Source organism: Desulfovibrio sp. 7SRBS1 (assembly GCF_049723905.1).
GTDB lineage: Bacteria > Desulfobacterota > Desulfovibrionia > Desulfovibrionales > Desulfovibrionaceae.
The window spans coordinates 2190619-2208019 of record NZ_JBJKFD010000001.1; the positions used below are offsets into that span (position 1 = coordinate 2190619).

Below are 17401 nucleotides of genomic sequence, written 5' to 3' on the forward strand. Positions count from 1 at the left end.
CGGCGTGTGGATTCATTTTCCACACGCCTTTTTGTGTTCCGCAGGGTAAAGCCATGCTCAAGTATATCAAAAATCGTCTTATACGGCTCATCCCCGTACTTCTGGTAATAACCTTTATTACATTTTCCCTTATGTACCTTGCTTCCGGCGATCCGGCACAGAAAAAACTGGTGGCCCAGGGAAGAGTACCCACAAAGGAAATGCTGGATGCCACCCGGGAGAACATGGGACTGAACAATCCCTTTCTGGTGCGGTATGGTCAGTGGTTGTGGAGCTTCATGCAGGGGGATCTTGGCGAGTCTTATGCAAAAGATCTTCCTGTATCCCAGCTTATGTGGAAGGCAATGGGGAAAACGTCAATGGTGGCGGTTTCCGCGCTGCTTCTCTCGCTTATCGTATCCATTCCCCTTGGTATATGGACAGCAGTCCGACGAAACACATTTGCAGACTATCTTGTACGGTTTTTTACATTTCTCGCCAATGCAATCCCTTCCTTCCTGGCCGCGCTCTTATTGATCTATCTTTTTTGCGTCTATCTTCAGTTGCTTCCCGTATTGGCGAAAAACAGTTTTCAGGGGCTTATTCTGCCCACTGTTGCTTTGGCCATGCCCACCATAGGCAAGTTCATCAAACAGATAAGGGCGGAAGTGCTGGGTGAATTGGGAGAGAACTATGTGATAGGCGCGCAGGCCAGAGGTGTAACCTCCAGAACCATTCTTGTAAAAGACGTACTGCACAACGCCATGCTTTCCATTCTAACGGTTATAGGCTTTTCCGTGGGCCACCTTTTTGCCGGCAGCGTGGTTATAGAAGCGATCTTCCAGTGGCCCGGAATGGGAAAGTTGGTAATGGACGCCATCACAGCCAGAGACTACCCCGTCATACAGGGTTTCGTCGTCTACATAGCAATCATCTATGTGCTCATTAATCTGCTGACCGATCTGGCATATCGTTATTTTGACCCGCGGGTAACTGAAAGCTGAGAACGCCCCTATGAAAAAAACACGTAATGATTTCTGGTTGAGGGTGTTCCTCGTCATAGCCCTTTTGCTCGTTGTAGGAAGTCTGTTTGCCGAGCAATTTGCCCCCAATGACCCATATGCCACCCATGTACTGCGTATGCGGGAGGCACCCGGAGCGGAATACCCCATGGGAACGGACGCCATGGGCCGCTGTGTTTTCTCCCGCCTGCTGTATGGCGCGCAGACCAGTGTTTTTTCCGCCCTGATCCTTGTGGTCATCACAGCAGTGTTCGGTGCCTTTGTCGGCATTATCTGCGGCTATTACAGCGGTTCGGCCGATAGAATCGTCATGCGCTTCATCGACGGCATCATGGCCTTCCCCCAAATGGTTCTGGCTATTTCCGTGGCCGGTATTCTTGGGGGAGGAATGGGCAATGCAATGCTGGCAATGGGTTTTGCCAGTTGGACGCCCTACGCCCGTCTGGCACGGAGCCGGGTTATCTCGCTGAAAAATGAGGAGTTTGTTCAGGCCGCCAGGATATCGGGCTGCAGCGACTGTACCATTATGGCGAAATACCTCCTGCCGAACATCTTCAATTCGCTGCTCACCTTTGCAACCTCTCAGATAGGCACGGTTATGCTGGGCTTTGCAGGGCTCTCCTTTCTCGGGCTGGGCGTGCAGCTCCCCCATGCGGAATGGGGCAGCATGATCAGCGAATCCCGGGGAATGCTGCGCACCGCCCCATGGACTGTAATGTACCCGGCCATGGCCCTTGTTTTTACGGTAATGGTCTTCAATTATCTGGGCGACGCCCTGCGCGACCGTATGGACGTCAAGGATATCGGCGAGAACCGCGTATGAAAAATCCAGTATTGAGCCTTCGGAACCTCTGCGCCGGATACAACGGAAGCAATGTTGTATCCGATATTTCCTTCGAGGTCGGCGCCGGAGAAATTTTCGCACTGGTCGGCGAATCCGGGTCGGGCAAGTCCACTGTTCTCAAGGCGATACTGGGGCTTCCTTCCAATGGTGTACGGACCTCCGATGGCTCAATCACTTTTAATGGTCTGAATATGGCGGAACTCTCCACCGAGGATCGCCGAAAACTACTGGGTGAAAAACTGTGCACGGTTTTCCAAAACCCCACCACGGCCATGAACCCCATACGGAAAATCCGCAGCCAGTTTCTGGACACCATGCGGAGCCATAAACGGGTAGAGCCCCAACAGGCCCTTGCCGCAATACGTACGGTATTCAACAAACTGGGACTGAACGATGCAGACCGGGTGCTGGATTGCTGCCCTTTCGAACTTTCCGGGGGCATGTGCCAGCGTGTTGCCCTGGCCCTGGCAATGGTCATGGAGCCTGCCCTTATCCTGGCCGATGAACCGACCAGCGCCCTGGATGTGATGAACCAGCGGCAGGTTATTGAAGAATTCCGCATCCTGCGCGAAGAATGCGGGGCGTCCATTGTTCTGGTGACCCACAACATCTCTCTTGCCTCGCATATAGCCGACCGGACGGCCATCATGTACCGGGGGGAGCTTGTCGAATGCGGGCCCACCAGCCAGATACTGACGTCTCCGCAACATGCCTACACGAAAAAACTGATCTCCGACGTACCGCGCATTCAGGCCAACGCTTCGGGCCACAGCTTTACCGACCGGCTCCTTGAGGTGCGCAACGTCACGAAGCGATATACCGTCACCAACCGGACAGTGGACGCGGTTCAAAACATCGGTTTCACGCTGGCTCGGGGCGAGGCATTGGGAATAGTGGGCGAATCGGGCTCGGGCAAAAGCACCCTTTCCAGGCAGCTGCTGCAATTGGAAAAAACGGATCAGGGGAGCATCAGGTATGAGGGGGAAGAGATAACGGATTTGAACCGGAAAGGCCTGCGTACTCTGTATCGCCGGGCCCAGATGGTGTTCCAGGTTCCGCTGACCTCTTTTGATCAGCACAAGAGAATCCGCGCAACCATGAGGGATGTTGTGCGCAACCTGAGCGACCGGAAAACAAAGAGGGCGGCAGATGCCCAGATCGACGAACTGATGCAGAGGGTGGGGCTTGCCCCGGAACTGGCCGACCGCTACCCCTGGGAGCTTTCAGGGGGACAGTGTCAACGGGCCGCCATTGCCCGCGCCCTGATTGCCGGGCCGGAACTTCTTATTTGCGACGAGGCTACCAGCGCGCTGGATGTCACCTCCCAGGCGCAGATTGTGGATCTTCTGCGTTGTCTGGTGCGGGAAAGCAACATGAGCATGATCTTCATCTCCCACGATATCGCGTTGGTGAGCGGGCTTTGCGATACCGTCATGGTGATGAAATACGGGCGGTGTGTGGAATACGGCCAGGTGGAGCAGGTCATTACGGCTCCTGCGCACGAATATACCCGGGAATTGCTGGAGGCATCGGCTCTTTGTTGAATGGTATGGCTGCCAGCTGAACCGTTTGAGTCCGACATGGTAAAGCTGCCTTGTGGGCGATAACTTCAGAAAGGCGGGGCCACCTCGCCATTTTTTCGGACATCCCGCCAACTATTGAATTGGGACAACCAATAGTTTATTTTTAAGAGATGATGACCTACCAGTTGCAAAATAAGAAAATAATTGTTGTTGGCGGAAGTGCGGGGCTGGGACTTGCCGTTGCCATTCAGGCGCGGAAGTGCGGGGCAAAAATAGTCATTGCCTCCAGATCCGCAGCCGAAAAGCATGACGAGTTGGCCGCTGTTGTTGGTCCAGAAATAGAAACAGTTTCATTGGATGTGACCTCCCAAAACAGCCTTGACCAAGCCTTGCGCGGAATCGAGGAAATTGACCACCTTGTTATAACCACCCGGCCGGTAATCTCACCGGCTTCCTTTGTTGAAACCGATCTGGAACAGGCTAAAAAGGCCTTTGAAACAAAGTTTTGGGGCCAGTGCCAGCTCATTCAAAAGGTACAGGGCCGGATACGTCCGGGAGGGTCCGTTCTTTTGACGACAGGCATAGCTGGCGAAAAAGTGTATGCGAAGAGTTCGATCATGGCCGTACTTAACAGTGCCACTGAAACTCTCTGCCGCACCCTGGCCGTTGAAATGGCGCCAGTACGGATCAATGCCGTCAGTCCTGGGTTTATTGCGCCAAAGTCCCAGGAGGTAGAACTCTATGCCAAGCAGTTCCCTTCCGGGAGAGTTGCTTCATCTGCCGAGGTAGCTGAAGCCTACATCTATCTGATGGCAAATCAATATGTCACGGGCACGACTCTGGTGGTTGATGGCGGTGCAAGGCTCATTTGAACAGACCAGCCCCTCTACGGAGGGGCGTTTTATAATGACTTGAGCGGTATTTCCACGTTAGCTCCACGGGCAAGGTCCCAATGAGAGCGAAGTTCTTCCAAGCCTTTTTCGTTGCATATGGCAAAGGGCATACTGATTTTCCCACCCTCCTCATTCTGGACCATACGGTCCAAAACGACTATTACTACTCCACAAGTCACGAAACGCTTTCGCCATTCTCCATCGGGAGCGTGACGATTTGGTATTTTCCGGCCCATAAACTTCTTGGAGTAATTGATGGCAAGACCACAGGAATTCGATACGCAGCAGGTTCTGGAGGAAGTGCTGTTGGAGTTCTGGACCCACGGATACGAAAGAACAACCCTGCAGGACATTATGCAGGCGACCGGTCTGAACAAGAGCAGCCTGTACAGCCAATACGAAAACAAACACGCCCTGTTCCTGGCAGCCTTTGATAGATACCGCAAAGAATACCGGGAAAGTCTGCAACGCGTCATGCAGGGGGCCGGAGCCAGGGACGCGATAGAAACATTTTTTCGGGATATGCTCCCCAATACCGAAGGAACGGACCGTCAGGCCGGGTGCATGAGCATCAACGTGGCGGTGGAGATGGCGCCCCACGATCCGGAGGTCAGGGAGCGGGTCGATTCGGACTTTCGTTTTGTGGAAGAACAATTGAAACAAACCATAGAACGCGGGCAATCCGAGGGGGACATCAACCCCGGGCTGAACGCCCGCAGCACCGCACGCATGCTTGTGGTTGCCTTCGCCGGAATTCAGGTGCTTACCCGCTCGCAATGTGGAAAGGAATCTCTGGACGAAGCGCTTTCGGCCTTTTTACAGGTCTTGGATTGATCCTACAGACATTGACCACAATGTATACAATGCATACATTGTGTAAAAGGAGGTCGATATGAGTACTGTAACTGCACGGGTGTCCGAAGAGACCGTGGCAAAGCTGGACGCACTTGCAAAGGCAACAAATCGCAGCAAGTCTTTCCTTGTTGCCAGTGCCTTGGAGCATTTTCTGGAAGACCAGTCCTGGCAGATTTCCCGAACAGCCGAGAGTTTGGCACAGGCAAACAACGGCGAATTCGCAAGCGCTACTGAGGTTCAGGAAGCTTTTGGCAAGTGGGGGCTGAAGGTTGAAGCTGACTAGAATCCGCTGGACGGCAAATGCGATCAAAGACCTTGATGCCATCTGGCGTTATTTGGCAGAGCTGGCAGATGAAGAGGTCATGTATTCCGAAGCACAGCGCATTTGGGATGGCTGCCAACGGCTGAAACACTTTCCCGAAAGTGGCCGCCCCGGGCGTGTTCCCATGACACGGGAACTGGTTATTTCGCCCTACATCATCCCGTATCGAATCCAAGACGATGCGGTCGATATTTTGAATATTTTCCACTCGTCGCAAAAATTTTAAAACTATGCACTGGGGCCCCCCCCCGCTGCAGGGTCTTCATTGGGCTATCAGCCAGCCCTTCTTCCCCTCCCTACTGCGGAATATTATTCCCAAAATCGGCCAGGGAAAGAACATACATCTTGTTTATCCATGTATCCCCTTCTTCCTCGCTAAGGTCCTCCAGCCGGTCACGCTGCACGCCGATGAACTCCATGGAGGTGTCCTTGATGTACGAATCCACGTCGGCTCCCATTTCCCCGCTCAATTGCTTGAAAATTTCCACCTGGATACGGTTCAATTTCATCTGTCAGCTTCCTTTTTGTAATCTTTCCTGATGATATATTGGTATATCCTGGCGGATCAAAAATCCAGTTGGTTATCCAGCCAGTTCTCCAGTCAGTTATCGGGGGACAACTCCGGTGGCCCCAGTGCGTTGCGGGTCATGCCAGACTGGGGCCCTAACTTGGGGCCCTACTGGGGGCCAACTGGGGGGCCCTACCGGGCAGTAATCCGGACATTAATCGGGGCTCAACCGAGGCATCAGCAAGACACTCAACATGACCTATAAAGAAAAAAACGCGTGGGACTGAAAAGGCTGCATGAGGGCGCGATAAAACTTCCGCACGCCTGCGAAGAGCGAAGGGCAAAGGGCGAAGGGAGCTACGGAATTTTCTAAAAGCGCTGTGAAAAAAGAAGGGGGGAAATTTAATCGGCCGTTTGGGTGAACACCCCTTCGACTCCGCCAGGAAGAGAAAAAAGCGACATTTTTCTTCTGCATGGCCGCAGTCGGAGGGCGAATTCAACCGCAAGTGGTCGCTGACATACGGGGCGGCTATGATTCCTCGGCTTGATCCTGTTCTTCAGCATTGGGATCTACCGTAACGCTTTCATCTGCTTGCTTTTCCATTTTCTGAGCAAGCTTGCGTTTTTTCTTCTCATCTTGCTTCTTTTTCTTGGCAGCTTCCTTTTGGCGTTTGAGAAAACCGTAATTCGGTTTTGCCACAGCTTTCCTCCTGTCTGTAGTTGATGCCCACAAAATACGTCCCGTATTTTGTGGAGGACTGCGATCTGAAAAAAATTTTCCAGCTTCGCTCACTCCGCTTCCAGAATTTCTGGTCGCGCAGAATGGGCCATGCCCACCATGTTGCTTATCGCGTGTCCGGCTCCATTTTTAGTCAAACAAATGTAACGGCACGGCTTAAAATTTGAGGTGAATAAAAAAGCCGTCTCCCCCTAAAGAGAGACGGCGTAGGTACTGTCTATAGCAGAGGAACAGCGACTACCAGCGCGGGCGCTCGGCCCGGGGCTTGGCTTCGTTCACCTTGAGGTTGCGGCCGCCAAAATCCTGGCCGTCCATGGCACTGATGGCTTCCTGGGCAGCGGAGTCGTTGCTCATTTCCACAAAACCAAAGCCACGGGGGCGGCCTGTTTCACGGTCTTCAATAAGCTTTACGGAAGTTACTTCTCCATAAGCTTCGAAAGCAGAGCGGACTTCTTCTTCAGTGGCGGACCAAGCAAGGTTACCAACATACAAATTCTTAGACACTGTGTCTCCTGGGTTGTTGTAATACCAGACACTTTTATAAATGATAAGGCATTACTTTGTTAGTTCTGGTGTCGGACTACCGACTACAATGCGGTAAGCCGTACACCTTTTACGAGCTGCCTACAAGAGGCATCTCTTTTGAAATATTTTTCAAAGATACACCTGCTTTCTCCCATAAAAAGAAAGAGAGCAAGCTTTATTTTTAAAACAAAGAGCTGGCGTATCAATTTTCTGCCGTCTGACAGCTTAAGCAGCCTGTGGCCGCCGGCGCCGTCTCCGCTTGGGCGAGGATTTCTTTGCTGCGTCCTGCACCTTTTGTTCGGGATATTTTCCCGCCTTGGCTTCGGACTTCACCGGGGCAACAGATTTACCCTGCCCTTCCAACGCGCCGAACGACTGCACTTTCGCAGTAAGTTTCATCCCACGCTGAATGGCCCGTACCTGCGAAGCATCATCATCTGTCACCAGGCTGATGGCACTGCCCGAACGGCCCGCCCTGCCTGTTCTTCCAATGCGGTGCGTGTAGGTTTCCACCGTATCCGGCACATCAAAATTGATGACGTGGGTTATGCGCTCACAATCGATACCGCGCGAGGCAATATCCGTCGCCACCATGATGGGGAAGCGTCCTGTGCGGAACCCGTCCAGCGCCTTTTCCCGTTGCCCCTGGCTCATGTTGCCTTGCAAAAAGGTGGAGCTGAGGCCGTTTTGGGAAAGCCTGCGTGCCAAATTCTTGGCTTTGTGCTTGGTACGGGTAAAAATAAGCATGCTCTGGAAATCCGCTTTCTTGATAAGCTTTTCCAGCAGAACGGTCTTTTCCATTTTTTGTGTTTTGTAAAACACATGCTCAATACTGGTAACCGCAGATTGCGTGTCGATCCGTACGGTCTTGGGATCGTTAAGAATCCGTTTGGTCAAAGTACGGATGGAATCGGGCATGGTTGCAGAAAAAAGCAGATTCTGCCTTTTCTCGGGGAGTGCGGCAAGAATCCGTTTGATGTCGGGCATGAAGCCCATGTCCAGCATCCGGTCCGCTTCATCCAGTACAAGGGTATTGATACCGCTGAGGTTGATATTATTCGCAGCGTTGAGAGCGACAAGACGGCCGGGACAAGCCACGACAATCTGAGCCGTTCTGCTGGCGCGAATTTGCGGCCCCATGGCGACGCCGCCCATTACAACAGCACTGTGGATGCCGGTGTTGCGGGCGAACTCGTTAAAATTTTCATTGATCTGCATTGCCAGTTCCCGGGTAGGGGCCAGCACAAGAATTTGAGGAGTTTTTTGGGCCGAATTGCTGCCAAGAAGGCGCTGCAAAATGGGCAATGCAAAGGCGGCTGTTTTCCCGGTGCCTGTCTGGGCCAGGCCCATGACATCATGTCCCTGAAGAATCAGCGGGATGGTCTGGTCTTGGATGGGAGTTGGATTTTCGTAGCCGCAAGCCTTGAGATTCGCGTAAATACGCTTATCAAAAGAGAAATTCTGAAAGGTCATAAAAGCCTTGAGTAAAAAAAGTGGTACTAACGACAGCGCGCGACGGCTGCCGAACCTGATTTTTTTCAGGTGGTAATCAGCTGGCTCATGTACGGTGAGTATATCTTTCGACTGACGTAGAACGTTAGTTGCCCAATTGGGGCGAAGAAGTAATCATGCGTCCTGTCACGCTGAGCTGCCTGTTCTTCGGTTATTTCCAGAAAAATGTAAAGTTTTATTTTTAATAAAAATTAAAATATTTTTTAGGAGCCATCCGGCTGGCGCAGTTTTACAGAAAATATCATTGATGTACACGCTCTTTATTTCATTCAAGAGCAGCCTGCAAAAGACAAACGTCTTAACTTTCGCGCTGCATACTTTTCAGTGTTCCAATTGCCGTCAATTATAGCCTGTCCAATGCAACTTCAAAACATGTACAAGGCGTAATAGTCCAAACAAACAGCGCCAATACAGCATTTCATCCAACAAAATACCAACCGGTTTATACATTTACTGCAGGCAACAAAACATTAAAGCAAACTCTAAGAAGAATATCTTCTCTCTTTACTTTATAAAAAAGAGAATAAAAGAAGCTGCCTAAAGGGGAAAACCCCATAGAAAGACTAACATTTCCTCTTTTTAAAACGGCACGTTATCCACATCTCCCTTGTGATTGTCCGGGGTTCCCCCATTGAAATCACATGCCCCCAAATGTATGTTGCGCCCTACGCTGTGGCTTGTGCAATACAAGGCACACGCCGCATATCCGGCCTTTGCAATGGTGTACATGCGCTTACTTTTGAAAAGGATCTCAATAATGAAGCCCAAAAAGGCTCTTGTACTGAATATTCTCTTTGAAACGCCCTTTCGGACAAGCTTTGACAACAGAATCGCCCAAGCGTTTCAGCCCCTCGAAATACCGTACGATACCGTGCACCTGGAAGATTTGGGAAAAATTGGCGACATGGAACGCTATACCCACCTGCTTATTTCCGGCTCCACGGAAAGTGCCGCTGGAGAGAACACATGGTATGCGGAGTTGGACACTCTTCTCCGGCGCTTCATCAACGATGAAAAATCCATTCTCGCCATCTGTTTCGGGCATCAGTTTTTGGTCCGGCATATACTCGGGAAACACCATGTACGGAAGTCGCCGACACCGGAAATAGGCTGGGCCGACATAACCCTTTCCGACAACCCCATTTTCAAAAACATGCATTCCCTGAAATCATCAGTGTTTCACTATGACGAGGTTTTTGATCTGGATGATCGGTTCGAAATTACGGCAAGCTCGGACCGATGCGCCGTACATGGATTTCAGGTTAAAGGGAAAAATATCTGGGGCGTGCAGTTTCATCCCGACTTCATGTACCGGGATGTTTTTGAATTTGCAGAAGAACTTGAAAAGGATGGTGGAGTCCCCGAGGGAAGTCGCAGCCGAACCGAGGTATCTCCGGAAGAATTCAGGGAAAACGACCAGATTTTCAAAAACTGGTTTGAAATCTCCTGATACCTCTGCCCTTACGAAGCGCCAAACGTAGGGCTAAACCCTATTTTTCGGGGAGGGCGACGATCCAAATAACCGCCCGGATATCACACAAACTTCTTGTAGATCCGAAGGTAGTCGTCGGCCATACGCTGCACATTGAACCGCTTTCCCCCTTCCACAAAGGCTTCGCTGCCCATGCGGGCCGCCTTGGCCGGATGGGAAAGAAGATAGATGCAGGATTCGATGAAACCGGAAATGTCACGGTACGGGGCCAGCAATCCGGTTTGGCCGTGCATTATCTGTTCGGGCAGGCCGCCCGTGTTCCAGGCCACCACTGGGCATTGCGCGGCCATGGCCTCCAGCACCACAAGGGGATGGTTGTCCGCCAGGGTGGGATAGGCCAGCACGTCCGCGGCCAGCATCAAAGTATGCAGCCGCTCCCCGTCCAGATAGGGCCAGTGGATGAGGTCCCCTTCCACGTCGTGCCGGTCGCCGCCCACCAAAAAGAACAATGCACCGGGTACGGCGTTTCTGATGCCCGCACAGATATTTCGCCAATACTCGCCCCCCTTGTACACGGCTTTTTCCCCGCCATGGGCCACAAAAAGGACCATCCGTGCGTCCAGCCCCACCCCCACGGCCTTGCGCGCCGCCTCTTTCGCCTGTTTGCCCCCCAAACCACTCAAAGTGGAAGATTCGGGCCACGCCACACCATTGGGCACCACCCGCGTATCCGGGCCGGAAACATGGCTGCGGGCCATGTTCTTGAGCCACCCGGACGGGCTGACCAAAAGCGGATTGCAGGCTTTCAGCAATTCGCGCAGTTCGTCTTTGCGGCGCGCGCTTTCAGGGAAGCCTCTGGGACAGGGATCGGGACACCCGGCAAAATGGCTTGGGCAGTCCAGGGGATAGACGCACCCTCCGGTCAGCAGGCTGCAGTCGTGCAGGGTGAGAACGATGCGAAACAAATTTTCAGAGCCAGGAGAACCATTCCCCCCCAAGGCGGCATTCCCAAAAGAGGCAAATTCCTGACGCAGGGCCAGGACAGCACGTAAGGTTGTGGTCCAGTCGTGGCTGGAATGCAGGTGCAGTATGCCGCCCTTTTCCAGCACGGGCTGCCAGGCTGCAACGGCCTGGTCCAGGCCCGGACTCTTGTGCCCCGCCTCCCGCTCGTCGAGTTCCCAGGTCCGGCTGCTGTGCACTCCCCGCTGACGCAGGGCGGTGTGCAGCATCTCGGCCACGCGGGTGGCCCCGCCCGAGGATCGAAGCAGGGTGTGGTGCACAATCGGAGGACAGTTCAAGCGCAACGCTCCAGAAAATCGTGCTTCAAAGCCCACAGCACCAGGGCCTCGGCCTGCTCCACTGTCTCAATCCCGCCAATCCGACCAATCAGGCCCGGTTCCATGATCATGCCGACAAGCTGTTCCACGGTCTGCGGCTTGCGCGCGGCAAAAAGCAGGGCATGGACCGCCTCTGTCGAGACAATGCCGGAAATGCCCTCATAGATAACGGGATGGTCGATGTCCCTGTACACGGCCTGTCCGGCGCGGCTGATCTGCAGCGTCAACTTTCCGTCCAAAATTTGGGTTGGGTAGCCTTCGAATATGCGGGCATACGGCACCTGCAACGGATGGCGCACCGTTTTGAGCCCGCTTTCAACGTTTTCGGCGTGTTCTACGTGTACGACCGGGGCCTCCCACAGCTCGTCCCACAGCCGCAGGTGTTCCCGCACGCAGCGTGTCCAGGTCAGCTCCATGGCCTGGACGCGTCCTGCCCGGCCCATGTCCCGCGCGCCAGCGGGATCGGCCAGCAGACAGCCCATGCACCGGGCCAGTGCAGGCACATCCACCACCAGCCGCTGGGCCAGGGGCAAATGGTACTGGTTGTCGAACAGCAGGCGCGACATGGCGTCGATTTCCTGCGTGGTGTCCGGCCCTATGGTGGGGACCAGCAAGCCGGGGCCTTCGTCCTGAACCAAATCCTTGTACCCGTCATAATCCGAAGCAATCACGGGCAGGGCAAATGCTCCGGCCTCCAGAATGGTCAGCCCAAAGGTTTCCTGCGGGTTGTCGGCAATGGAAACAAAAATATCCGCAGCCTGGAACAGCTCGGTCTTGGTTTTCTTGTCGGGACGGAGCACCAGCCGCAGATCCAAATTGAAACCTTTGGCCAGAGCGCGCAGCTCGTCGGGAAAATCATCGCCCTCATCGGCCCACCCCGCCAGCAACAGCACAACCTTTTCACGCGGCACACCATCCATGAACAACCGCATGAACGCCCTGAAAAGCGGCAGGATATCCATTTTGGAGTGATGCTCCAGCCGCCCGAAACACAAAAAGGCCGTGGTTTCCTCGGGAATGTCCATCTTCTGGCGCAAGGCTTCCCGTGATGTGGCATCCAGCGGCTGCATTCCCTCCGCATTGACGCCCAACGGAATGGTTTCAAGCCGTGGCTCGCGGTATTCGCCGGACAGGCCGTAGGCCGTGCGGGCTTCGCGGAAAAATCTGGCCACAGCCTCGCGCCCGGCCTGGGACGTGGCCACAATGGCGTCGCGCGGCGTTGTTCCCGGCCAGAGGTGGGCCAGAAACCGCTCCGCATACGAGGCCAAACTCAACGAATGGATCCCCCCGGTAATGGGAAATATCTCCGCACTGCAAAGATTGCGAACCCTGGCAAGGTGCGGCTGGTAATTGATGCAGTCGGATTGGTGAAAGCAGTAATAGGCGCAGCTGCGCAACTGGTGGGGAAGCTCCCGCCGATAGTGCAGCACAATGCGCCCCTGGGCCGTCAGGGAGGGATGCTGCTGGGCCAGGGCCTGCTCCAGATTCTCCAGCATCGGCCGGGACATGGGGAAAAAATGATAGGCGTCAAAGGGGTCGAGCTGCAGCAGGGCATTGAGGAAAGCGGCATTGGCCACCTTGCGCCCCATAAGCGGCCCCGACTCGTAAAAAGGGTCCAGCGATGCCCATATTCTTTGCTTTGCCATGGTGTGATGAAAGACATACTCGGCCAGCAATGTCAAATCATCGTCACACGGAGCTATTTTCCCTTTCACAGCCGTCAAAAGAAATATTTTCCTATATTTGTGGCAACCCCTTTCCCTTTTTGAAACCCCACCAAAAAGTTTTTATCTGTAAATTCAGCCTATTGAAAAACAGAGTCTTTCGATATGCAAGTGGTCTTGATCTTGCATTGATCTTTTCCGAAAACTCTATGGGGTATTGTTCCCGACGACAGGAGAAGAGCATGCAGCGCGGTAAAAACTCCAGGCTTATGTGGGCCGTGGAACTCGAAGAGCAGGACTTTCAGGCAATAGCCCGGGCCGCTGGAGAAAGTCATCATCTTAAGGCTATCCCCCTTGAAGACCTCCCGGAACGCTTTGATAACGAAGAAGAACCATACCTTATATGGATATCCGACAAGGCATATGCACAGATGCCCGATGCCAAGGAAAACTTCCTTGCCAACTGGGAAGGGCCGCAGCGCGCCCTGGTTGTCGGAGCGGGATCTCACGGCCCGGATTTTGAGGAAACTGCGAACAAAGGCTACCTGACCACCGTGCTCTCCCCCCTTTCCGAAGAAAAGCTTCGGGAAGTCATGCTTCGGGCCGATGAAATCAACCACCTGTACTCTGATATTTTCCGCATGACCCGCGAGGTGCTTCTGGAACGGGAACTCCTGGCCCGCAAGACAGATCAGCTTCTTTTTCTCAACCAGATGCTTTCCCGCGCTTCGCAGTCCCTGGACCCCGGCACCATTCTCAACAGGGCAAAGGAAGACATGAACCTGCTCTTCCCGGTCAGCGCCCTGCAGGCTGTGTTCTGGAGCCCCTCGGCCACGGAGAGCATTGAAGCCGAACTGCTGGTAAGCCCCAATACCGACGGCTCCGTGCGTCAGGAATGGATGGATCATCTGCTGGAAAACGCAGTGCGCCTGGCGGCCGCTCCGGTAAAGAACTTCCGTCTCGACCTTCTGCCTTCCAGCGGTTCCAATACGCCGCTGCAGGGCCCGGAAGCAGAAGAAACCGTGGTGATGCCCCTGCGTACCGGGTATGAATATTTCGGCTGTCTGGCCTTGTGCTCGCCCAAGGGAACCCGCCTGGCCAAAGATCAGGTCCAGACCATGCGCGCGGCCATAAACCACCTGGCCCTGGCCCTCAAAAACGCCCTGCTCTACACACAGGCCAAAACCCAGGCCGAATACGACGGCCTGACAAAAATCCACAACCGCGCCAGCTTCGACGAAAGGCTGACTGAAGAGGTCAAACGCCACCAGCGCCATGGCCACGATTTTTCCCTGCTGATGCTCGACCTGGACCACTTCAAACGTATCAACGACGACTACGGCCACCAGGCCGGAGACGCGGTTCTGCGCGGCATCGGTATGGTTCTGGCGGATACCCTCCGCATTTCCGACTTCACGGCCCGCTACGGCGGCGAAGAATTCGTGGTGCTGCTCCCCCAGACCTCGGAAGACAAGGCCTGGTTGCTGGCTGAACGGCTTCGCAAGCGCATTGCCAAAAAGCGCTTCGACTACTTGGGCAAGCCCATCCAGGTAACGGTCAGCATCGGCGTTGCCAGCATCAGCCCCGACTGCCTGAGCAAGGTGGACACGCTCATCAAGGACGCGGACGAAGCCCTGTATCGCGCCAAGTCCAAAGGCCGCAACATGGTTTGTCTTTCCAACAAATTCGAAAGCCAGACCGCTATGCAATAGCGCCTTTCCCAGCCATCTGCCGCACCAATGCCAGCGGTACGGCATGCATTTTTCCCAGCAAGGGGCCGGTTCTTAAAAAAACCGGCCCCTTGCTGCTGCCAAAGGCACATTCTCGTTGTTACTTCCCCACAAAAGCAAGACCGACGAATCTTCGCACCCATCGTCGATCCTGAATTCACCACCCGGCAATAAGTTTTTTGCCCCCTGCGCTTTTTCCGCAGCCTGACGGAAAGAGATGGGAACCCGCATGGCTTCCGGCTTTGCAAAGCATGACAAATTGGACTACAAACAAAAAAATGGACTGACCTTACGATCTGCAATCCAGCAGCAGGGCGTGTCCGTGATGTCAACGTTGCAAAGGAAACCATGCAGGAAGATCAAGCAACCCGCATTCGCGGAATTTTCTCCCAAAGACGGGACAGCACCCTTGGTCCAGGAACCACTCCTCCTAAAACCGAAAGCCTTATCTACTGGTTTGCCAAGGAAGATGCTCAGGGAAAAATCAAGACACAGGTCCTCAACGACGAATTCATCCCATCTGGCAAGCAGGAATTCTTCGAAAAAAACGACTTTCTCAAAAGGTTCACCCTGGAGCCGGAAATCTGGTACCAGCAGGTTACCCAACGCCTTATAATGGGCGAGCAATACCGCCAGACCGACCAGCTCATCGAAGCCCAAATCGCCTACAAACGCATCCTTTCCATCGACGAAGACAACATCCGGGCCAACTTCGGCCTGGGACTCGTCTACCTGGCCCAGAACGAAGCGGGAAAAGCCACCTATGTGTTTGAAAAACTCGTGGGGCTTCAGGAATCCTTTTTGCCCGAACACAAACATCTGTTCAACGAATTCGGCATTGCCCTGCGTAAGAAACAGATGTTCGACGAGGCCATACGCTACTACCACCGGGCCATCGAACTCACGCAAAAGGACGAGAACCTCTACCTCAACCTTGCCCGCGCCCATTTTGAAAAAGGCGACAGAGCCCCGGCCTTTGCCAACCTGCGCATCTGCCTGGAGATCAACAGCGCACACGGAGAAGCCAAATCATTCCTCAAGTACATGGCCCGGGAACGGCTGCTTCCGCCCGGAGACGACGTCATGCCCTTTGTCCGCGCAGCCCTGGCGCAGATGCCCAAGTAACGTCCTTCATCCTTCCTCCCTCAAAAAATCAGAATGCCCTTTCCCCCCGATCCATAAGGGCGATGGCGATTTTCCCCCCGGACTACGCCCCCAAACAACAAACTCTCTGATTGCTGGCCCCTTAATATTTGTGTAATTTATAGATAGAAATCGGGAGTCCTGAACTCCAACCGCATTTATGATCCTCTCGCCAAGGAATTTAAGATGCACAAAAGGATTCGTCTCGGCCAATTGTGCCCCGGCATGTTCGTAGTCAACTACGGAGCCGGCACCTTTGACGATCCTTTTGTTGAACTCGGATATTTCATCAAAACCATGGACCAGATTGTGGAGCTCAAGGAGCGCCGCATCCATGAGCTGCTCATTGACATACGCCTCGGCTGCGATGTCCGCTTCAAAGACACCCCGCCCCAAAACACCGTTTCTTTCGAGCAGGAACTGCACGTTGCCGAAAAGCTGTATGTGGAAACCCTGCGCCATGCCCGTTCCTTCATGGCAGATGTCCGCCATGGCAAAGGTGTGGATTACCAGCAATCCCTTCCACTCCTGGACAAACTCATGCAAAGCGTCCGGCGCAACAGAACCGCGGCGGGCAGTCTTTCCAAACTGCGCAGGTTCGACGAATACACGTATACCCACTGTATCAACGTCGCCGTGCTGAGCATGTCCTTCGGCTCCTTTCTGGGGCTGGACGAGGAAGAGCTCCGCCTGATAGGATTGGCCGGACTGTATCACGACGTGGGCAAGGCCCTTGTTCCTGAAAAACTGCTCAACAAACCAGGCCGTTTTACGCCTGCAGAATATGCGCAGATAAAGACCCACCCCCTGCACGGGTACAAGCTGATGACCAGCCAGAGCGGGCTGGACCAACGCGTGCTGCGGGCCATTGTGGAACACCACGAACGGGCCGACGGTTCCGGCTATCCCATGGGGCTGGCAGGAGATGATATTTCAACTTTCGCCCAGATCATCGGCATTGTAGACGTTTACGACGCCCTCACATCCAACCGCTGCTACCGCAGTGCCCAACTCCCGCGCGATGTTCTCCGCATCATGTTCGAACGCCGCGAGAACGATTTCATCACCGGCCTGGTGGAAAGGTTCATCAAGTGTATGGGGATTTATCCCCCTGGCAGCTTTGTCCGCCTTTCCGACGGACGGTACGGTGTGGTTTGCGAAACAAATACGGATCAGGCACTCGCCCCCCGTGTCAAAGTGGCTTTGGACAGCAAGCTCCGCCCCCTGACACCGGAAATCGTCGACACGGCGGTTGAGTCCAACCCCAAACTTTCCATTGTGGACTGTCTTGATCCGGCTCAATTTAAGATTGACGTGTACCGACTGGTGAACTGAGCCGAAGAACCATTGCCGTCGGCCATGGTCCGCATTTT

The 17401-nt window shown here is 53.9% G+C and carries 17 protein-coding genes; 11 read left to right on the forward strand and 6 right to left on the reverse strand.

The features are described 5' to 3' along the window. Positions 1 to 53 precede the first annotated feature (53 nt). From ACI0FJ_RS10070 to ACI0FJ_RS10100, 7 genes are all read left to right on the forward strand, one after another. Entirely contained in the window at positions 54 to 983 is a 930-nt protein-coding gene (locus tag ACI0FJ_RS10070; protein ID WP_424302653.1) for an ABC transporter permease, read from the forward strand. A 10-nt stretch (positions 984 to 993) separates the two neighbouring features. Then, complete coding sequence (locus ACI0FJ_RS10075) at positions 994 to 1824, forward strand: ABC transporter permease (protein WP_424302656.1); 831 nt, start codon at positions 994 to 996, stop codon at positions 1822 to 1824. Next, positions 1821 to 3389: a nickel ABC transporter ATP-binding protein NikE gene (gene nikE, locus ACI0FJ_RS10080; RefSeq protein ID WP_424302659.1), complete on the forward strand. Its 1569-nt coding sequence runs from the start codon at positions 1821 to 1823 to the stop codon at positions 3387 to 3389. The genes ACI0FJ_RS10075 and nikE overlap by 4 nt, the downstream gene beginning before the upstream one ends. 152 nt (positions 3390 to 3541) lie before the next feature. Then, positions 3542 to 4240 (forward strand): SDR family oxidoreductase, encoded by a 699-nt coding sequence (locus tag ACI0FJ_RS10085; protein WP_424302661.1) that lies wholly within the window; start codon positions 3542 to 3544, stop codon positions 4238 to 4240. Between the two features lie 276 nt (positions 4241 to 4516). Further along, entirely contained in the window at positions 4517 to 5095 is a 579-nt protein-coding gene (locus ACI0FJ_RS10090; RefSeq protein ID WP_424302664.1) for a TetR/AcrR family transcriptional regulator, read from the forward strand. Positions 5096 to 5153: 58 nt separating this feature from the next. After that, the gene (locus ACI0FJ_RS10095; protein WP_424302666.1) at positions 5154 to 5399 is read left to right on the forward strand and encodes a CopG family ribbon-helix-helix protein; all 246 of its coding nucleotides are present in this window, start codon (positions 5154 to 5156) and stop codon (positions 5397 to 5399) included. Beyond that, positions 5386 to 5664 carry a type II toxin-antitoxin system RelE/ParE family toxin gene (locus ACI0FJ_RS10100; protein WP_424302669.1) on the forward strand — a complete coding sequence of 93 codons (279 nt, stop codon included), beginning with the start codon at positions 5386 to 5388 and terminating at the stop codon, positions 5662 to 5664. The genes ACI0FJ_RS10095 and ACI0FJ_RS10100 overlap by 14 nt, the downstream gene beginning before the upstream one ends. A 70-nt stretch (positions 5665 to 5734) precedes the next feature. Here the strand turns inward: ACI0FJ_RS10100 and ACI0FJ_RS10105 are convergent, their stop codons facing one another. The 4 genes from ACI0FJ_RS10105 to ACI0FJ_RS10120 form a co-directional block, all read right to left on the reverse strand. Continuing rightward, positions 5735 to 5947, reverse strand: coding sequence for a hypothetical protein (locus ACI0FJ_RS10105; protein WP_424302672.1), 213 nt, complete (start codon positions 5945 to 5947; stop codon positions 5735 to 5737). A gap of 528 nt (positions 5948 to 6475) precedes the next feature. Next, positions 6476 to 6739 carry a hypothetical protein gene (locus ACI0FJ_RS10110; RefSeq protein WP_424302674.1) on the reverse strand — a complete coding sequence of 88 codons (264 nt, stop codon included), beginning with the start codon at positions 6737 to 6739 and terminating at the stop codon, positions 6476 to 6478. Positions 6740 to 6922: 183 nt separating this feature from the next. Next, a complete protein-coding gene (locus tag ACI0FJ_RS10115; protein WP_424302676.1) occupies positions 6923 to 7189 on the reverse strand; it encodes an RNA recognition motif domain-containing protein in 267 nt (88 codons plus the stop codon). A gap of 246 nt (positions 7190 to 7435) precedes the next feature. Continuing rightward, positions 7436 to 8683, reverse strand: coding sequence for a DEAD/DEAH box helicase (locus ACI0FJ_RS10120; RefSeq protein ID WP_424302678.1), 1248 nt, complete (start codon positions 8681 to 8683; stop codon positions 7436 to 7438). A 796-nt stretch (positions 8684 to 9479) separates the two neighbouring features. On the opposite strand from ACI0FJ_RS10120, the gene ACI0FJ_RS10125 reads away from it, so the two are divergent. After that, entirely contained in the window at positions 9480 to 10172 is a 693-nt protein-coding gene (locus ACI0FJ_RS10125) for a type 1 glutamine amidotransferase (protein WP_424302681.1), read from the forward strand. 83 nt (positions 10173 to 10255) lie between these two features. On the opposite strand, the gene ACI0FJ_RS10130 is transcribed toward ACI0FJ_RS10125, so the two are convergent. Both ACI0FJ_RS10130 and ACI0FJ_RS10135 read right to left on the reverse strand, forming a co-directional pair. Next, complete coding sequence (locus ACI0FJ_RS10130; protein ID WP_424302683.1) at positions 10256 to 11452, reverse strand: glycosyltransferase; 1197 nt, start codon at positions 11450 to 11452, stop codon at positions 10256 to 10258. After that, positions 11449 to 13206 carry a glycosyltransferase family 4 protein gene (locus ACI0FJ_RS10135; RefSeq protein WP_424306538.1) on the reverse strand — a complete coding sequence of 586 codons (1758 nt, stop codon included), beginning with the start codon at positions 13204 to 13206 and terminating at the stop codon, positions 11449 to 11451. Before ACI0FJ_RS10135 ends, ACI0FJ_RS10130 begins: the two co-directional genes overlap by 4 nt. A gap of 191 nt (positions 13207 to 13397) precedes the next feature. Between ACI0FJ_RS10135 and ACI0FJ_RS10140 the strand changes: the two genes are divergently transcribed. From ACI0FJ_RS10140 to ACI0FJ_RS10150, 3 genes are all read left to right on the forward strand, one after another. Then, positions 13398 to 14867, forward strand: a complete 1470-nt coding sequence (locus tag ACI0FJ_RS10140) for a GGDEF domain-containing protein (protein ID WP_424302686.1) — start codon at positions 13398 to 13400, stop codon at positions 14865 to 14867. Positions 14868 to 15233: 366 nt separating this feature from the next. Then, positions 15234 to 16010, forward strand: coding sequence for a tetratricopeptide repeat protein (locus ACI0FJ_RS10145; RefSeq protein WP_424302689.1), 777 nt, complete (start codon positions 15234 to 15236; stop codon positions 16008 to 16010). A 204-nt stretch (positions 16011 to 16214) separates the two neighbouring features. After that, positions 16215 to 17363 (forward strand): HD-GYP domain-containing protein, encoded by a 1149-nt coding sequence (locus ACI0FJ_RS10150; RefSeq protein WP_424302691.1) that lies wholly within the window; start codon positions 16215 to 16217, stop codon positions 17361 to 17363. Positions 17364 to 17401: the final 38 nt, after the last annotated feature.

Bases quoted from the DNA above. Each gene is read 5' to 3' on its own strand.
- ACI0FJ_RS10070 (WP_424302653.1), top strand. From the start codon at position 54: ATGCTCAAGTATATCAAAAATCGTCTTATACGGCTCATCCCCGTACTT.
- ACI0FJ_RS10075 (WP_424302656.1), top strand. From the start codon at position 994: ATGAAAAAAACACGTAATGATTTCTGGTTGAGGGTGTTCCTCGTCATA.
- nikE (WP_424302659.1), top strand. From the start codon at position 1,821: ATGAAAAATCCAGTATTGAGCCTTCGGAACCTCTGCGCCGGATACAAC.
- ACI0FJ_RS10085 (WP_424302661.1), top strand. From the start codon at position 3,542: ATGACCTACCAGTTGCAAAATAAGAAAATAATTGTTGTTGGCGGAAGT.
- ACI0FJ_RS10090 (WP_424302664.1), top strand. From the start codon at position 4,517: ATGGCAAGACCACAGGAATTCGATACGCAGCAGGTTCTGGAGGAAGTG.
- ACI0FJ_RS10095 (WP_424302666.1), top strand. From the start codon at position 5,154: ATGAGTACTGTAACTGCACGGGTGTCCGAAGAGACCGTGGCAAAGCTG.
- ACI0FJ_RS10105 (WP_424302672.1), bottom strand. From the start codon at position 5,947: ATGAAATTGAACCGTATCCAGGTGGAAATTTTCAAGCAATTGAGCGGG.
- ACI0FJ_RS10120 (WP_424302678.1), bottom strand. From the start codon at position 8,683: ATGACCTTTCAGAATTTCTCTTTTGATAAGCGTATTTACGCGAATCTC.
- ACI0FJ_RS10125 (WP_424302681.1), top strand. From the start codon at position 9,480: ATGAAGCCCAAAAAGGCTCTTGTACTGAATATTCTCTTTGAAACGCCC.
- ACI0FJ_RS10140 (WP_424302686.1), top strand. From the start codon at position 13,398: ATGCAGCGCGGTAAAAACTCCAGGCTTATGTGGGCCGTGGAACTCGAA.
- ACI0FJ_RS10145 (WP_424302689.1), top strand. From the start codon at position 15,234: ATGCAGGAAGATCAAGCAACCCGCATTCGCGGAATTTTCTCCCAAAGA.
- ACI0FJ_RS10150 (WP_424302691.1), top strand. From the start codon at position 16,215: ATGCACAAAAGGATTCGTCTCGGCCAATTGTGCCCCGGCATGTTCGTA.